At 44.6% G+C, this 17,664-nt stretch carries 15 protein-coding genes; 10 read left to right on the top strand and 5 right to left on the bottom strand.

The genetic code is table 11. From position 1 onward, the window contains the following. Positions 1-482: 482 nt before the first annotated feature. On the bottom strand, positions 483-2,042 hold the full coding sequence (locus AC3A14_RS15030) for a hypothetical protein (protein WP_318731720.1): 1,560 nt from the start codon (positions 2,040-2,042) through the stop codon (positions 483-485). Positions 2,043-2,514: 472 nt separating this feature from the next. Here AC3A14_RS15030 and AC3A14_RS15025 point away from each other — a divergent pair, with 472 nt between their 5' ends. The 8 genes from AC3A14_RS15025 to argH all read left to right on the top strand — a co-directional run bounded on the left by AC3A14_RS15025 (position 2,515) and on the right by argH (position 11,786). Continuing rightward, positions 2,515-2,682, top strand: a complete 168-nt coding sequence (locus AC3A14_RS15025) for a hypothetical protein (protein WP_318731719.1) — start codon at positions 2,515-2,517, stop codon at positions 2,680-2,682. A 3-nt stretch (positions 2,683-2,685) separates the two neighbouring features. Then, entirely contained in the window at positions 2,686-3,861 is a 1,176-nt protein-coding gene (locus AC3A14_RS15020; RefSeq protein WP_318731718.1) for a homocysteine biosynthesis protein, read from the top strand. Between the two features lie 93 nt (positions 3,862-3,954). After that, on the top strand, positions 3,955-6,192 hold the full coding sequence (locus AC3A14_RS15015) for an APC family permease (protein WP_318699325.1): 2,238 nt from the start codon (positions 3,955-3,957) through the stop codon (positions 6,190-6,192). Beyond that, complete coding sequence (gene rarD, locus AC3A14_RS15010) at positions 6,193-7,089, top strand: EamA family transporter RarD (protein WP_318731717.1); 897 nt, start codon at positions 6,193-6,195, stop codon at positions 7,087-7,089. Positions 7,090-7,190: 101 nt separating this feature from the next. Continuing rightward, entirely contained in the window at positions 7,191-8,339 is a 1,149-nt protein-coding gene (locus AC3A14_RS15005) for a hypothetical protein (protein WP_318731716.1), read from the top strand. A gap of 360 nt (positions 8,340-8,699) precedes the next feature. Continuing rightward, complete coding sequence (locus AC3A14_RS15000) at positions 8,700-10,157, top strand: PP2C family protein-serine/threonine phosphatase (protein WP_318731715.1); 1,458 nt, start codon at positions 8,700-8,702, stop codon at positions 10,155-10,157. 11 nt (positions 10,158-10,168) lie between these two features. Then, positions 10,169-10,369, top strand: a complete 201-nt coding sequence (locus tag AC3A14_RS14995; RefSeq protein ID WP_318699329.1) for a hypothetical protein — start codon at positions 10,169-10,171, stop codon at positions 10,367-10,369. A 25-nt stretch (positions 10,370-10,394) separates the two neighbouring features. Next, positions 10,395-11,786: an argininosuccinate lyase gene (gene argH, locus AC3A14_RS14990; protein WP_318731714.1), complete on the top strand. Its 1,392-nt coding sequence runs from the start codon at positions 10,395-10,397 to the stop codon at positions 11,784-11,786. A 103-nt stretch (positions 11,787-11,889) separates the two neighbouring features. Here argH and AC3A14_RS14985 read toward each other — a convergent pair whose 3' ends face one another. After that, positions 11,890-12,075, bottom strand: coding sequence for a hypothetical protein (locus AC3A14_RS14985; RefSeq protein ID WP_271941479.1), 186 nt, complete (start codon positions 12,073-12,075; stop codon positions 11,890-11,892). 186 nt (positions 12,076-12,261) lie between these two features. On the opposite strand from AC3A14_RS14985, the gene AC3A14_RS14980 reads away from it, so the two are divergent. Both AC3A14_RS14980 and AC3A14_RS14975 read left to right on the top strand, forming a co-directional pair. Further along, positions 12,262-12,717: an NUDIX hydrolase gene (locus tag AC3A14_RS14980; RefSeq protein WP_318731713.1), complete on the top strand. Its 456-nt coding sequence runs from the start codon at positions 12,262-12,264 to the stop codon at positions 12,715-12,717. 171 nt (positions 12,718-12,888) lie between these two features. Continuing rightward, entirely contained in the window at positions 12,889-14,136 is a 1,248-nt protein-coding gene (locus AC3A14_RS14975) for a metallophosphoesterase family protein (protein ID WP_318731711.1), read from the top strand. 29 nt (positions 14,137-14,165) lie between these two features. On the opposite strand, the gene AC3A14_RS14970 is transcribed toward AC3A14_RS14975, so the two are convergent. The 3 genes from AC3A14_RS14970 to bioD all read right to left on the bottom strand — a co-directional run bounded on the left by AC3A14_RS14970 (position 14,166) and on the right by bioD (position 17,642). Then, on the bottom strand, positions 14,166-15,920 hold the full coding sequence (locus AC3A14_RS14970; protein WP_318731710.1) for a sensor histidine kinase: 1,755 nt from the start codon (positions 15,918-15,920) through the stop codon (positions 14,166-14,168). Positions 15,921-15,968: 48 nt separating this feature from the next. Then, a complete protein-coding gene (locus AC3A14_RS14965) occupies positions 15,969-16,874 on the bottom strand; it encodes a PhnD/SsuA/transferrin family substrate-binding protein (RefSeq protein ID WP_318731709.1) in 906 nt (301 codons plus the stop codon). Between the two features lie 87 nt (positions 16,875-16,961). Further along, positions 16,962-17,642 (bottom strand): dethiobiotin synthase, encoded by a 681-nt coding sequence (bioD, locus tag AC3A14_RS14960; RefSeq protein WP_318731708.1) that lies wholly within the window; start codon positions 17,640-17,642, stop codon positions 16,962-16,964. Between the last annotated feature and the right edge of the window lie 22 nt (positions 17,643-17,664).

Raw genomic sequence — 17,664 nt, 5'->3', positions numbered from 1 at the left:
ATCGTGGAATTACGACGTAAATTTACGTCGTAATCTTAGGAATAAGTAGGAGGTAGACGGTAGAAGAGAGACATCAGAAAAGACCCCTAAACTGTAGGATCAAAATTTCGCCACTATTTTACTGGAGACCAAGAGAAAACTTAACCGGGAAAAGAAGCAATGAATATATTAGATTATGAAAATCAGATTAAATTTTATGGGAAAGAAGATTTATTTAGGGACTTGACTTACGTCCATAAATCTAATTTACCTATTGAAGAGAAAAGTGCTAGGATTAGGATTATCCTGAAGCACCTAGAAACAAAAATAACTAAAATCAAAATAGTTCCGAAATGCCTAAATCAGAAAATAATGCCAAGGACTAAACTAGATGTTATTATGAGCCGAAAAATATTTCAAATTAAAAGAGAGTTAAATGTTTGGAAATAAAAAAAGACCCCTAAATGGGGTCTTTGAGGTGGATTCGATTTCTCGATTCTATTCTAGTTCCCAATTCTGGGAAGGTCGTCATTGCCACCAAGGAGTTCATTGAGTCTGGCGTTCTCCTTCTTCAGGAAGAGGATGGTTTCCTCAAGAGATTTAATGGTCTCATCTCTTTGGGCAAGCTTTTCTTTGAGCTGTTGGATTTCACTGGATTGGGAGACATCAGCAGTTAATAGATTAAGTTGAGCCTTAGGTGTTAAATGCTCATCGTAACTATCATTAGATGACTGAGAATGTCTTAAACTCATTGACCGTTGGTCGCGAGTCAGTCCTGCCAGCTTGCCATGGTAATTAGCTAGATGGCGTAATGCATGAGTCTGGGTGAATCCTTCTCCCACTTGGTCAATGTATTCAGTCAAAGAACGTCTCATCCCACGTTGATAGCACCCTTTAATGGTCAATTTTTTAGATGTTGATTTAGGGGTTACTACAGGTAATGAAATGTCAGGGTTATTAATTCCTAGTTCTTTTATCAGTCTTGGGTAATTAGGATGAATCATTGGTCTAACAAAACCCCCACCCATTTTAATGGTGATTTTGTGTTTATTTCCTGCATCATCCACAACCCAGAAAAAAGGTTTTAAGACTATCACAAAATCCTTGTTTGATGGGTCATGGATAGCCGGTATGATTTCACCGTCAGAACACTTGTAAGGTTTATCCAAGTTGGCAATGGCTTTGAATTCAGAACATCTGAATCCATATATCATGTTGATGCAAATCGCCTTGAACCAGGATTTCCGAGATTCAAGATTATTCTGTTGAGCTGTAGTTAGCTCATACCCATCAAGACCGAGAACTCTAGCTCTAAAGTCGAGGAAAGTTTCAATGCTGACAGTTTGCCTTTCTCGCCTCTTCTTTATCTGGACTCTCCCAAAATAAGCGTTGAATTTGTCAACTTCAGGAGATAGACGGTAAATTCTCAAGAGTTTACAAACTGCTGATTTTGCAGATCTAAAGCCTGATGATTGTCCAAGGTGTCCCCAAATCCTTTCAACTTCAGAGATGAGGTTATCTGCTGTAAGTTTCAGTTCAGGATTAAGCTTAGAGTGAAACACTCCATAAGCTTCTTGATAAGAAGCTTTAGAGTTGGTGTCTAAACTTGAGTCTGACCTATCCCTACCCACTTTGTCGTAGTCTTTGAAGAACTGTTTTTTAACAACCTCAATGGCATCCCCAATGGTGATGATGTCATTCTCAAGGGAAGTATTGCCCTTGATTTGTGTCTCATACCATGACCAGAATTCAGATTCTTTATCAGTCCCCTTGAGTTTGTCAAAGACTGCTAAAGCTTTCGCCAGAGCATTGATGCAACCATCACGGGTGAAGTCCTCGTTACAGGAGTTGTCAGCCGTTGCCGTCTTAGTCGCCGTCTTGAACCGAAGATACAGTCGATTCCCTTGCTTGCTAATGGACACTCCCTTGGGAGTACTTTTCTGGCAAGCCTTAAGGTAAATCCTCACCAGTTCATGGTCAACGTACTTGGATGGGTCAATCTGGTGAGAGTGGAAATACTCATTCACCAGAGACCATGCCTGCTTAAAGTGTGTGTCAGACATCTACCTATTTTCTACCTATTTTCCTTTCAAGGTTCTACAAGGCAGATTTGGCAAAGCTTCTAGCCATTCAAATAGCGTTAGCCATCGACTAAGGAGTGAGTTCAAATCTCATCATCGGCCGAAACTCTCATTCCCCAAACCCGATAGACCTCTTGCAGTTGTTGAGACTCACCCTTTCTCAAATGAGAAAAGAGGACTCGGGCTGGTAAGGACTTTCCCTTGTGTTCAATCTCTTCTTTTCAAGCCTTTTGTCCTGTACTGAGCTTTTTCCCATCCTTATTATTGGGCTGCGTTTACCATGATTGTTACGCCTTGGTAATTGGAGAGAGCAGCAGCCTTAAAATAGCGATCGCCCCATCCCCATTACCCATTGCCAACGCAAAGCGCTATAATTCTTGGGTTTCCTAGACTTGGACTTCCCTGTCCATCCAGCAGAAACCCACCTCAACCCTATAAACCTTACTCTCTCACCATGAACCGCTCTAAATTTGTGGCTATTTTGACCGGAGCCATTTCCTTACTTTTGGCGATCGCCTATCTGATTCTAGTACAACTGCTCGATTTTCGAGGGGAAATGGTTCCTGCACCTCCCCTATCTACCCAGTATCCACCCTCGATCGTTACTCTAGATATCTCTTAACCCATGCGTACCGTTGCTGAAATCAATCATAAAATTCGCCGCCAAGAAGCCGTGGTGGTTACCGTAGAAGAACTGAAAGCTAGAGTTGCTGAAAGCACGGTTTCTGAAGTCGCCAAACAAGTCGATGCGATCGTCACCGGAACCTTTGAACCCATGGAATCTTCCGGAGCAATGCTTAACCTCGGGCAAACCGATCCACCGATCAAAATCCGTCAATGCTGGATTGATGGAGTCCCTGCCTACTCAGGGTTTGGGGCTGTAGATCTGTATTTAGGGGCCACGCAGATCGCAGAAACAAGAGAAGGCGAAATCCTCAAAGATCGGGGGGGAGGTCAGGCAATTGAAGACTTGATTGCAGGGAAATCCTTGCCTCTACGGGCCCTGGGTCAAGGTACAGATTGCTACCCCAGAGAATCTTTTGAGACCAATATTAGTAAAGAGAGTATCAACCAGTTTTATCTCTATAATCCCCGCAATTTATACCAGAACTTTATTGTTGGAGTCAATGGCGGCGATCGCCCCCTCTACACCTACCTAGGGCCCCTGCTGCCCCGCCTCGGTAACGCGGTATACGCCAATGCTGGGGCCCTTTCTCCCCTGTTCAATGACCCTGACTTAAGCTGGATTGGCATTGGCACACGGATTTTTATCGGCGGGGCGATCGGTTATATTACCTGGGAGGGAACCCAACACTTTCCCCTACAAAAGCGTCTTCCTAATCGTACCCCCATCGGCCCGGCTGCCACCCTTGCCCTCGTTGGAGATGCGAAACAAATGAGCCGAGAATGGGTGAGAGGCTGTTACTTTAAAAACTATGGCCCTTCCTTAATGTTAGGGGTAGGCGTTCCCCTACCCGTTCTGAATGAAGAAGTCGTACAATGCTGTGCTGTGCAAGATAAAGATCTGGTGGCTCCCATTGTCGATTTTTCCATTCCCCGACGCAACCGCCCCACGTTTGGCTTGGTTAGTTATGCCCAACTCAAAAGTGGTAAAATTACCATCGAAGGAACCCCCGTGCGTACGGCTCCCTTAGCCAGCCTCTACCGATCGCGCCAAGTGGCGATCGCCCTAAAAAACTGGATTGATAGCGGTGAGTTTACCCTCACTGAACCTGTAGCAGCCATTTCTCGCGATCGCTCCTTCCTCCCCCAAGACCGGATTTTGGAATCGACGAATTAATGGCAGGGACGCGGAGATCGGTAAGATAGGAGGATGGGGAGACGCAGAGATTGGTTGTTCCCTATTTCCTATTCCCTATTCCTTATTCCCTTTATGAAAAAAAACAGCTCAAGTGCTGAAGTATCGCAAATATCTGCATCAGACGAGCCAGTAAAAACGGGCTTAGGAACCTTTGGTGGAGTCTATACCCCTTCGATCTTGACCATTCTAGGGGTGATCATGTACTTGCGGTTTGGACGGGTAGTGGGTAGTGTGGGGCTGATTCCCACATTGGCGATCGTTACCCTGTCTACTGCCATTACCTTCCTCACAGCCCTCTCGATCTCTGCCATTGCCACCGATCGCGTTGTCCGCACAGGCGGCGCATACTATATGATTAGTCGCTCCTTGGGCATTGAAACTGGAGGAGCTGTGGGTATTCCCTTATATTTTGCTCAAAGCCTTTCCATCGCCCTCTATACCATCGGTTTTGCTGAAAGTGTCGCCGCAACCTTTCCCGCTCTTAATCAGCTCTATGTGGGTATTATCACGACAATTCTGGTAGGAATTGTCGCCCTCACCTCCGCTAGCGTTGCCATTAAAGCCCAGTATTTTATTATGGGAGCAATCCTATTATCACTCACTTCTTTTGTCTGGGGTTCAGCTCTTCCTGATGTTACTCCTATGGGATGGGTGGGATCGCCCCCAGACAATAGCACATCCTTTTGGGAAGAATTTGCCGTCTTCTTTCCTGCAGTTACTGGAATCATGTCTGGGGTGAGCATGTCAGGAGACTTGAAAAATCCAATACGCTCGATCCCTGATGGCACTCTAGCAGCGGTAGGCACGGGATATGTCATCTATATGATTTTGCCGGTAATTCTGGCCATGCGATCGGACGCAAGCAGTTTGATTGCCAATCCTCTGATTATGCAACAGATGTCCTGGTGGGGGCCGGCGATCTTATTAGGGGTTTGGGGAGCCACCCTATCAAGTGCCTTGGGAAGTATTTTAGGGGCCCCTAGGGTATTACAAGCCTTAGCCAGGGATGGAGTCCTTCCGGACTGGTTGAGTTTTTTGGCAAGTGGGAGCGGTCGAGAGGATGAACCGCGTATCGGTACAATTGTTACGTTAGGTGTGGCAGTTGCCTTGGTCTCTTTGGGAGAACTCGATCTGATTGCTCCCATTCTGACCATGTTTTTCCTTACCACTTACATGGTTCTTAATGTTGCCGCAGGTATAGAAGGCTTTTTACAAAGTCCCTCCTATCGCCCTGCCTTTAAAGTTCCCTGGTATCTATCCATTTTAGGGGCGATCGGCTGTTTAGCGGTCATGTTCTTAATTGATGCCATGGCTACTGTGGTTGCCGCCATTATCGTTCTGGCGATTTTCATCTGGTTGCAACGACAGGAACTCGAAGCTACTTGGGGAGATACTCGGCGAGGGATTTGGATGGCGATTCTCCGGGAGGGACTGCTCCAACTCGATCATGCTGAAGACCCCAAAAATTGGCGGCCCCATTTATTGGTGTTATCGGGTATTCCCCGCAAGCGCTGGCCTCTGATTGAGATTGCTGATGCTCTCACCCATAACCGAGGATTAATTACCATTTCTAGCGTGCTTCCGGAAGGTTCGCGGGATCTATCTCAGCAGGCAGAATTGCAAATAATGATCCGCGAATATGTGGAAAAACGAGGCGTGCAAGCGTTGGTACGGGTGATTACAGCCCCCGATCCTTTTGAAGGAGCGGTACGCTTGGTGGAAAGCTATGGGTTAGGGCCTTTGGTTCCCAATACGGTGTTGTTGGGGGATAGTGAATCGCCTCAACGACGAGATCAATATTGTGAGATGATTACCCAATTACACCAAGCCAAACGCAGTATCCTGGTGTTTCGGGAAAACCCAGAACGAGGGTTTGGGAAACACCGCAGGATTGATATTTGGTGGCGGGGAATGCAAGCCAATGGGGGGTTAATGCTGTTATTGGCTTATCTGCTGCGTACTGATATCGATTGGCATCAGGCACAAATTTTTGTCAAAATTATCGTTACCGATGAAGCGGCGGCGGAATCAGCACGGTTGAATTTGGAACAATTTATCGGTCAATTGCGTTTGGGGGCGATCGCCGAAGTGATTGTTTCCCAAGGACGGTTATTTGAAGATATTCTGCACGAAAGTTCCCAAAATGCCGATTTAATTTTCTTGGGACTGGCTAAACCGGATTTAATTCCAGCCCACCAATACACCCAATATTATGAAACGTTGCATGATAAAACGGCGAATTTACCCACATTAGTGTATGTGTTAGCAGCTCCTGATTTTGATTTTGAAGAGGTGTTGACTGAAACCTAAATGCAAAGGGTCTTAATCAACTTGAATATCGGCATTCTCTATGCTGTTTTGGCCTATGGCACTTGGGGGATTCTTCCCCTATATTGGAAGCTCTTTGATGCGCTGCCAGAGATGGAAATTATCTGTCATCGGATGATTTGGTCTTCTCTGCTGCTGTTGGTAGTGTCAGCCATGCAGCGGCAACTCATTGAGGTGAAGCGGTTGTGGCGATCGCCGAAAACATTGGCTATTCTACTGAGTACAGCAGCTTTAAACTCCCTCAATGGGGGCATTTATATCTATGGGGTCAATAGCGATCGCGTTTTAGAAGCGAGTTTAGGCTATTTCATTAATCCTTTATTTAGTATTTTCCTTGGCTTTGTATTTTTGCGAGAGAAGCTTAATATTGGCCAATGGATTGCCGTTATCCTGGTGATGATAGGTGTGGGATATCTGATTTGGGAACAAGGCCAAATCCCATGGATTGCCATTGGCCTAGCCCTCTGCTTCGGATTATACGGTCTCATCCGTAAACTTTCTACTATCCAACCCATACCTGGATTAGCTGTTGAAAGCCTACTGATAGCTCCCATTGCTCTCGCTCTAGTCATGCATTGGGCAAAAACCGGCTCGGGTAACTTTGGACTCAGTTTACCCCTGACCTTCCTATTATTTAGTTGTGGGTTAGTGGCTCCTTTACCTTTACTCTGGTTTAACCTAGCTGTGAAACGAATAAACCTCTCAACCTTGGGATTTCTGCAATATATCGAACCAACAATTCAATTAATTTTAGCGGTGTTTCTCTATCAAGAACCCTTTACTCGAACTCACTTGATCTCTTTCGGTTTCATTTGGATAGCTCTGGCCATTTATTCAAGTAATTCTCTGATCTCCCTCAATCAAAATCAGAAGGGTTGAATTTTGAAAAAAATAATCCTAAAGGTAGAATCAATCGAACTGGAGGAAATTTCAGGTATGATGAAAGTCAGCTCTTTTTTGACTAGATTTTGGGTGCGTTTATGCCATTTTTGACTCGTAACTCTCTACCCCTATCGATTTCTCCCGATCGCCTCTATGCTGAATTTTTTCAGGAGGAAGCGGGATATAACAGTTGGAAAATGGCATTTCTCGATCGCACCATCGAGCGCTCTCCCTATCGGAGCGATGTGTCAAGCTATGGCGATCGCCTGAAACAATGCCCTAGTTTATACTATGCTGGGTGTAAAAATTATTCTCCACTCAAGGAAAGACCTAAAATTAATGAGAGACGCTTAGATTTTCTGCACCCGGATATTAAAAATGCTTGCATTTGTATCGGTGGATCGGCGGGTGGTGCATTTAAAGCCCAATGGTTGGGTAGGAATGCGCTAGACAAAGTGGAGTTTTGGAGTGCAACCAAGTTTTTGCAAGTGATTAATGCCCTAACTCAGGTAACAGGAGAGTTGGAAGGGGCACAAATTGGAGATTCAGAGACGGTGTATCCCTTGATGGGTGCGATTAACGATCTGGTGAGCTATGCTGAAACCTACGGCAGTTCTAATGCGATCGCAGCAGCATTTAAGTGTTTCCAAACCTATGCCGATCTGGAAACTTGGGTGAAAGAACTCAGTGGACAAGAGGGTTTGGATTTCCAAGGATTATATGGGGAAGAACCCTTTACTGCCCAGCCACAAATTACTCGCAATGGGGAAGTCTTGCTCTCGGCGGTGGATGAAGTCAAATCTCGTGCAACTCAACCGGGAGAAAATTCAATCCCAGCTTATGTTCTGACTCGAATTTTATCGATGGTGGGTTGGCATCATCATTTATCTTCATCCGCTCGCATCCCTGGATTGGGCGATTCTCAGCTTGCCCTATTAGTGCCTTGTTTAGGGCGAGATTGTGCCCGCTATGTAGATGTTGCGATCGCCAAATTAGGCATACAGATTCAGAATCCCGTGATTCTCTCTAAAATGGGATTTGGGCGTAGTTCTTACCGCGATCGTACGGAACTGACGTATAGCTGTTTTGTGCAATTTGAATACCGAGGTCAATTGAAGTCTTTGACGATGACGTTACGCGCCGGGAAGGATTTAGGAGATGGCGATCGTGAAGCTGTAGAATTGGATGCTCGGATGGCAACGGAAGTCACGCAAATTATTCAGAGATTGGTGTTACATCAGTTATAGCGCTTCTGAGTTCTTCAGGATATATTACGCTAATTTGAAGTTCACTTATACTGAAAGCCCTACGGAGCAAGCTTTTCAGGATAAAAAACTTGTGGATAAACGAGAATACTTGCCCCGTAAGACTAGAGTATTGCTCTCCCCCATGATAGCTCTGGGATTTTTGAATCTCTGAAGTTTATCCGGTTTTCCCTATTCCCTATTCTTTTATTCCCTATTCCCCATTCCTGGCTCATAGATTAAGATGAACGAGGATCGGCCACAATTGACCGGATTAGAGTATCCTGAATACCCAAAGATGCTGACCGAACTCTTGAGATAACCTGTATTCCTCCTTTGTCTACACTCTTGCACCCCGAGCAAATGAGCGCTGTGCCAATTCCCCAACCTTCCCCCCAACCAACCGGCAATTCAACTCCCCAATTGCCCACCAGCACCCCCAAACCTGTGAGTGAGGATCAAACCCCAGTCCATGCTCTGAAGGAATTGGTGGTTCGTCTGAGGCGAGAGCAAAATAAAATTCAAGATCTGTTAATGTCCTTGGGGTTTGCCCTGCGCAGTTTTAACAACCTCAATCAATTTCTAGAGTTAATTCCCTTGATGGCAGCACGGGTAACGGATGCAGATGGAGGCGCTTTGGTTTTATTTCAAGCCAATGGCAAATTGAAACTTGAACAAATGCATTGTCATGACTCCCACCAATGTCAAGATATTCGCCAAGCCCTAGAAACGGTCAATACTCAACTGAGAGGTCGTCATGGGCGATCGCTGAATATGGAAGAGATGACGGTTTTGCTCGATCGCGAAGTGAATCATTATCTCGGCTCCCACACCCAATTATTTGGTACAGCAGTAATTGTGCGCAAAACGGAACGGGGGAGATTATATGTATTTAGTCGCAACTCTGAGTATACCTGGACGGAAACTCGCGAGAAATTACTGCGTTTAATCGCCGATCAAACGGCAGTGGCAATTGAAAATGATGAGCTGTCCGCAGAGCTACGCAAAAAAGAACGACTGGATCGGGAATTAGAAATTGGTGCAGAAATCCAAAATCAACTCTTACCCCATACCTATCCCCAAATTGAAGGACTTAAACTGGCCGCTCGCTGTCAAAATGCTAACCGAGTTGGAGGAGATTACTATGATTTTATCTCGATCCATCCCCCAGAATGGTTAAAACGCTCTGGTACTCAGGCTCAACCGTTGAGGCGCTGGTGTATTACGGTAGGGGATGTGATGGGAAAAGGGGTTCCGGCGGGTTTAATCATGACAATGTTGCGGGGAATGCTGAGGGCAGAAGTCCTCAATGGACATTCTCCTTCGCGAATTCTTCAACATCTCAATCATGCGATGTACCAAGATTTAGACCAAGCGAACCGCTTTGTGACCCTGTTTTATTCGGAGTACGATCCTTCGACCCAGGTTTTATCTTATAGCAATGCGGCCCATAATCCGCCTTTGCTCTGGCAAGCCTCGAATCAGTTGATCCAACGTTTAGATACGATGGGGATGCTGATTGGTTTGGATCTCAACTCAGAATATGAAGATGCACAATCTCAACTGTATCCAGGGGACATTATTCTCTACTATACAGATGGGTTTACAGATGCATCCAATCGTAAGGGCGATCGCTTTGATGAAGAAAACCTGATTGAAGCCTTTCAATTGGCCTGTCAGCATTACGCCAATCCCCAAGCTATTCTAGATTACCTGTTCGATCGGGTGAATGAGTTTATGGGGCCGGGGAATGACCATCGAGATGATATGACTCTTGTGGTGATGCAAGTTGACCCTCATAGACAATCAGCGGTTCATTAGAAAGGTGAGTTATGACTTTAGGTTCTAAGTTTAGTGTGTATGGTGTCGGTGGTTTCTTAAGTGTTGTTTTAGCTCAACAGACTGATGCCGATCTGATGGCTAATGTCAAGACGGCTTTTGCTAATTTTATTGAAAGTGGACAGGTTTGGGCGTTTATCTTAGGGATTATTTTGGGCTATATCATTCGCCAAATTACTACCTATGGTGGTTAGGGTTCGTTAACGAGGAAACACGATTATGACTGAGAAGAAAACCTGGAGCGATCGCTTTGAGAGTGCTTTACATCCGGCGATCGCCCGTTTTAATGCGAGTATCGGCTTTGATATTGAGCTAATTGAATATGATATCGCCGGTTCCATCGCTCACGCCCAAATGTTGGCCCACACGGGGATTATTTCTGTCGCAGAAGGGGAGCAACTGGTGGAAGGGTTGCAACAGGTTTTGCAGGAGTATCAACGGGGAGCATTTCAAACCACTGTTGATGCGGAAGATGTGCATTTTGCGGTGGAGCGACGGCTAACAGAAATTACCGGAGATGTAGGCAAGAAACTGCATACCGCTCGCAGCCGCAATGACCAAGTGGGAACGGATACGCGGCTCTATCTGCGCGATCGAATCGGTAAAATTAAAACGCAATTACGGGAATTTCAGCGAGTTTTAATTGATTTAGCCGAGCAGAATATTGAAACTCTCATCCCCGGTTATACCCATCTGCAACGGGCCCAACCCTTAAGTTTAGCTCACCATTTGTTAGCTTATGTGGAAATGAGCCAACGGGACTGGGAGAGGTTAACGGATGTGGCGAAACGGGTGAATATCTCTCCCTTGGGTTCTGGAGCGTTAGCGGGAACCACGTTTCCGATCGATCGCCACTATAGCGCCAAGTTGTTGGGATTTGAGCGCGTATATAACAATAGTTTAGATGGAGTGAGCGATCGCGATTTTGCCATTGAATTTGCCTGTAGCGCCAGCTTAATTATGGTGCATTTATCCCGGTTAGCCGAAGAGGTCATTCTCTGGTCTTCCGAAGAATTTCGCTTTGTCACCCTCAAAGATAGCTGCGCCACCGGTTCGAGCATTATGCCGCAAAAGAAAAACCCTGATGTTCCCGAACTGGTGCGGGGTAAAACCGGACGCGTATTCGGTCATCTGCAAGGGTTACTGGTATTAATGAAGGGGTTGCCCTTAGCCTATAACAAGGACTTACAGGAGGATAAGGAAGCCCTCTTTGATACAGTCAAAACCGTACAAGCCTGCTTAGAAGCCATGACTATTTTAATGGCAGAAGGCTTAGAATTTCGTCCCTCCCGCCTCCAAGAAGCCGTAGAGTCTGACTTCTCTAATGCCACCGATGTAGCGGATTATCTAGCAGCTAAGGGGGTTCCCTTCCGAGAAGCCTATAATTTAGTGGGGAAAGTGGTAAAAACCAGTCTAGGGGCTGGAAAACTACTCAAAGACCTGAGTTTAGACGAATGGAAAGCCTTACATGAAGTCTTTGAAGCCGATATTTATGAGGCGATCGCCCCCCGTCAAGTCGTAGCCGCCCGCAATAGCTATGGGGGGACAGGGTTTGAACAAGTTCAGCAAGCCCTAGATATGGCTCGATCCCGCTTAAACTCCGATACTTAGACCATTTCTTTTCAGGGTTACTACTTATCTGGATGGATATTAATCCTTAATAGACAAGGGGCTAGAAGCCCCTTGTTCAATGCATCTTCAAATAGAAATGGTATTAGCTTCCATCAGAGGTTGCTTCAACTTCATTCTCTTCCTTTTCTTTCTCCTCTTTCTCATTTTGGAGACTATCCATCGGAGAACGTCTGCTGGTATAGCCCCGATGAGTCCGTTTACGGAACTTACGAGCGTATGCTAGGTTTCTTTGAGCCTTTTCTTTTTTCGGATTACGGCGTTTCGCCATGTTCACCTCATTGGAAATCACTGATGGCACAGAAGAGTCATTATAACCCTTCTGTGGGTACATCAGCAAGTTGCATTAGCGCTCTTTCTTCAAGCCTCGACTTTGAAAAACTAACACGTTAAGATGATCGAACCTCTTGCTCAGTCCCTAACTTTGCACTGCCCTTATTCCCTTGATTGACTTCCTATGAGCCATCTGTGGCAAATTTTTCAAACTGTTCTTGGACTCATTTTCCGCCATCCCTTGGTGGGAACCAGTGTTGTACCGATTCTTCCCGATGGACGTGTAGTCTTAGTGCAACGCAAGGATGATGAATCCTGGGGCTTACCCGGAGGATTAGTCGATTGGGGCGAAACAATTCAGCAAGCAGCAGTGCGAGAAGTGGCGGAAGAAACTGGCTTAACCGTAGTGAGTATTCGGCGATTAGTCGGGGTATATTCTGCACCCGATCGCGATCCGCGCATCCATTCCGTTTGTATTATGGTGGAAGCACAAGTAGAAGGGGAGATTAGCATTCAAGATACCTTGGAAATTCAAACGGTTCAAGCTTACGACTGGTCGAATTTACCCGAAGGTAGCCTTTCCCACGATCATCGCCAACAAATTGACGATTATCTCCAAGGAAAAACGGCCCTCGCTTAAGGTGAAGGGGACACGGATGCAAGCTCTTGGGAGAGTGTCTATTACTTACAGCGCAAAGTGCTGTTATAGAGTACACTGTTCAACCCCCAAAGCCATGTACCACAATCCTATTCCCTATTCCCTGTTCCCTGTTCCCTAGCGCAAAGCGATACATACGATCTTTGATTAATTATGGCTCGATTTTTACACCTGTCGGATGTTCATTTGGGATTCGATCGCTATGATAATGCAGAGCGAACTAAGGATTTCTTCTTTGCCTTTAAGGATGCCCTAGAGAAATATGCGATCGCCGAATCGGTCGATTTTGTCCTCATCGCTGGAGACTTGTTTGAGCATCGCCAGATTCTCCCGGCGACCCTGAATCAGGCACAGATTGGTTTAGAATTGCTGCAAAAGGCAAATATTCCGGTTTTGGCGATCGAAGGCAATCATGATAATCTCCCCTATGGGACGCGCACCAGTTGGTTACGCTATTTAGCTGATAGTGAGCTGCTCATTTTACTTGAACCCAATGCCGAACAAGCTTACGATCTGTGGACTCCGGAAACACGACAGGGAGGTTATATCGATCTGCCTTGTGATGTGAGAGTGATTGGATCTCGCTGGTATGGTGCATCCGCTCCGAAAGCTATTCTTCAGTTAGCAGACTCGATTCAACACTTGCCCGATCCCCCAACTTATCAGATCATGTTATTCCACCATGGTTTAGAAGGACAAATTTCTCGCTATTCGGGAGCGCTGAAATATGATGAGTTAAGACCTCTTAAAGAAGCTGGAATTGATTATTTAGCCTTGGGTCATATCCATAAACAGTATACGGCTGAAGGATGGATTTTTAATCCAGGTTCAACCGAAGCCAATAGTATTGCAGAGGGACAGGATCAAAACCCAAGAGGAGTATATTTAGTTGCTCTGGGAAAGAGTGAAATACAGGCACAGTTAAAGCGAGACTATTATCAACGACCGATTGTGCGACTTAAGCTAAAAGTGAATAAGCAGCAAACGCAAGAGGAAGTTGAAGAAGCAGCCGAGAAAAAAGTGAGTGAGGAAATATACCAGACAAAGGAAGCGATCGTTGAATTGCGAATTGAGGGACAATTAGGATTTAATCGGTTAGATATTAATGTCCGAAAATTACGGCAAACATTACACGAAAAAAGTCAGGCGCTCATTTTCTTGCTCAAATATGAAGTCACTGGAACTGAGTATGAAAGTCCTTTCCCCAAAAGTGGAGAACCTCCTAAACGAGAGGAAATTGAACAACAAGTTTTTGAAGATTTACTCAGTGCCAATACCCGTTATCAGCCTCAAGCTGAACCCTTGGCAAAAGGATTAAGAGTCCTAAAACAACAAGTGTTAGACAGCGAACATCCATCAGTTCTTTATCGCTTTGTCGAACAACTTTTGAGCGAGGAATGATAATTATAAAGCCGTATTTTACTGCTAATTTAAGCCTGAACCAACTCAATGGGAAGCGTGATTTCAAAGGTCGTTCCTTTACCGATTGCAGAAAAGACTTCGATTTTCCCCTGATGTTTCTCGATAATGCGATAGGAAATGGCTAAACCCAAACCCGTTCCTTTGCCAATTGGCTTGGTTGTAAAAAATGGGTTAAAGATCTTATGGCGAATTTCTTCCGGAATTCCCGGGCCATTATCTTGAATCTTAACCTGGATTTTATCTGGATTGATTCTATCCGTTGAAATTGCGATCTGTTTAGGCTCGATTTCACTACTTAACAAAGCATCAATTGAATTCACAATTAAATTTAAAAATACTTGATTGAGTTGGGAGGGATAACAAGTGATATCCGGTAATTCTCCATAAGTTGTAATGATTTCAACGCCTAATTTGAGTTTGTTACCAAGAATAATCAACGTACTATCTAAACCTTCATGAAGGTTAACATCTTTTACTTCTGATTCATCTAAACGGGAGAAGTTTCTTAAAGAAGAGACAATAGATTGAATGCGGTTGGTTCCCATAAGCATGGAGTCCAAGATTTTAGGAAAATCAGATTGAATATACTCAAAATCGATTTCTTCCATCTTTTCTGTAATTTCTGTCCTAACATCTGGATAAAGTTCCTGGTAAAGACTCAGTAAATCTAAAAAGTTATCTAGGTATTCTTGGGCATGGCTAATATTGCCATAAATAAAACTAACAGGATTATTGATTTCATGGGCTACTCCAGCAACCATTTCGCCCAAGCTTGACATTTTTTCTGTTTGAATCAGTTGAGCTTGAGTCTCTTTTAAGGTATCTAATGTTTCTTTCAACTCATGAGTCCTCTCTTCAACTCTGTTTTCTAAAAAAGATTGCGCTTCTGAGAGTTCATAGAGCTGTTTTTTGACTTTTTGAATGAGTTGATTTAAGGCATTTGCTAAGATGCCAACTTCATCGTTAGTCAGGACAGGCGCTTCGAGATCGTAATTAGATTCAGCCGTCACTTTTTGAGCGGTCTGGGTTACTAATTCAATGGGGCTAGCAATTTTTCTTCCGGTATAAAAAGCTAAAATAAATGCCATAGAAGTAGAAACCGTTAGACTAAAAAAAATGACGACTTTGCGGATTTTTTTTGCCTGCTTAGTTTGCAGGGATGCCTTTTCTTGATAATCCTCGGAAATTTGTAAAAGTCTGTTGAGTTGATTGCTTAATCTCTCAAATTGAATGTCAATTTCTTGACTCTCTTTCTCCAGAACAGCCAGCAAAACTTGCTGTTGAGCATTGCCTCGTTTGTCTGGTGATAATCTCAGGGGATCGACTTGAGGTAGGATTTCTTCAAAGCGGTCGGCATAATTATCTATGACTGTTTGGGCTTGTTCGCAAAAGCGATCGATAGATTGGGCTGCACTTCCTGAAAGGTCTCCTAATTGATTCAGTTCGCTTACTAAGCCTTCTATGTCATCAATATCTTCTTCAAATTGCTGTATCTTGTAACTGAACCATAGGGCTTCTTCTACCGTACTAATGAGTTTATAGGGGTGGGCTTGAATTTTGAAGATGTAAGTTTCTAGGTTGTGCAGTAGCTCTTCTTGTTGAATGGCTTTGGTCAAACTTTTCTGTGCTTGTTCTTCATAATAATCGCCAATTAAAAATCCGATAAATGTTCCAGAAATGGAGATACTCACCACTAGGAAGTTAGCGTAACCAATTTTTCTGAAGATACTGGAAAGTTGCCAGTGGTTCAGCCACTGTTTCATGGTGAATTGCTCCATGCTTGCTTGGGTTAGCTTATGAGTGATAATAGGTTATTGGTTTGGAGAAAGTAAATCTTCTTCACCGATCGCCTTATATCCCTCCCGAATCAGGTCGTAATCTTCGTCTTTAGCGGGAACTATTTGTGACTGGGCGTATTTTTTGTTCGCTGGGGAGACCCCAATCGCGTCAATTAATTTCCTTTCATTTTCAACAATCCGAGCTTGTAGTTGTGCGATACACTCTGCATTTAGGTATGGATTCGCAACAATCAGATCGTTTGGCAAGGGTTTGCCCTGGGAAATCCGGGTGAATTCTGATGCTTGAAGATTATATTTTTCTAGGGCACGCTGATAGTGATGGTTACCATCTGACCAAACGTCTAGCTTGCCCTCCTTGAGTACTACTAAGCCGCGATCGCTGCCAATAATTTCTACGTTAAAATCTTGATTGGGTTTTAACCCCATATCAGCTAATATTTTCAGAGCGCCTAAGTGACTTGCAGTTGAACCCTCTTCTCGAATGCCAATAGTTTTTCCTTTGAGCTGTTGCAAATTCTCAATCCCGCTGTTGGCATTGGCAACAATGACGGTATAATAGCCAGGACGGGTAATTCCTACTAAGGGAATCGCATCAGCATTGGCTTTTAAAAGCACATATTCAGAAGGCCCTGCTAGAGCGAGATCGATACGCTCAAAGAGTAATGCAGGGACAGCAGTAACGCGGTCATTCATCGGAAAGAGATCAATAGAAATTCCCAAAGCTTCCCCCAAAATGGTTTGAAATTCACCAAAGTCTTTTTTTAGCTCTTCTTCTCCGAAAATATCGGTAACTGCTAAGGTCAGTCGCTCCGGACAAGCGGCGATTGCTTCCCGGTTGCTGTTTGTAGACTCTATTTCCTGGGAACCACAGGAGATTAAGAAAAGTAAAGGTAAAACCAGTAATCTTTGCAGTTTCATGGGTTATGTCATTCCAATAATTGTTAGAGAATTTTAACCCAAAAGTGAAATTGGATAATGATTAGCTGGCTTGATTTTTTTTAACTTTTAATAGATGAAAAAACGCTCTAGATCGAGACGGGCTGCTGCTTGGGTCAATTGGCTTACATCTCTGGGATTCTCTAAATAGGGAAGTGTGCCTAGAATTGGCATTTGAGTGAGGGACTCGATGAGGGAAATGGGGGCCCATTGTTCCTGTTGGGTAGGAGTACAGGGATGGATACAATTGAGAACCAGTCCGATCAGGGGTACGCGATATTGACGGGCAAGGGCTACATTGGCAACCGTTTGGGCGATCGCCCCCAACTTAACCGGAACGACTAACACCGTGGGTAGTTTCCAGTCCCTGGCTAAGTCGGCAATAACCAATTCATGAGTAATCGGCGAACCTAAACCCCCCAAACCTTCCACCATGACCAACTCTTTGCTCTTCTGAAGGCTAGTAAATGCCTGCCATATAGGGGCAAGGTCAATCGTCTTATTCTCCACTTCTGCGGCAATAGGAGGGGCAACTGGAGTTTGCAGATAGAGGGGGGTAATGGATTCTGGGGACTGGTCGAGGATAAATAAATCCAGGTAGAGTTCTAGGTCTCCCACTCCAGATTGAATAGGTTTCATTACCCCTAGGGGTCGGTCTTTGTAATAGGTTTGCCAATAGGCGATTAAGGCTGTCGTTAAGACACTTTTGCCCGTATCCGTATCCGTTCCTGCGATCAGTAAACTATTCATCCCATTCAAACCTAGAGGAGAA

Source organism: Roseofilum sp., from assembly GCF_982964205.1.
This window is presented reverse-complemented; position numbering and strand designations above follow the sequence as displayed.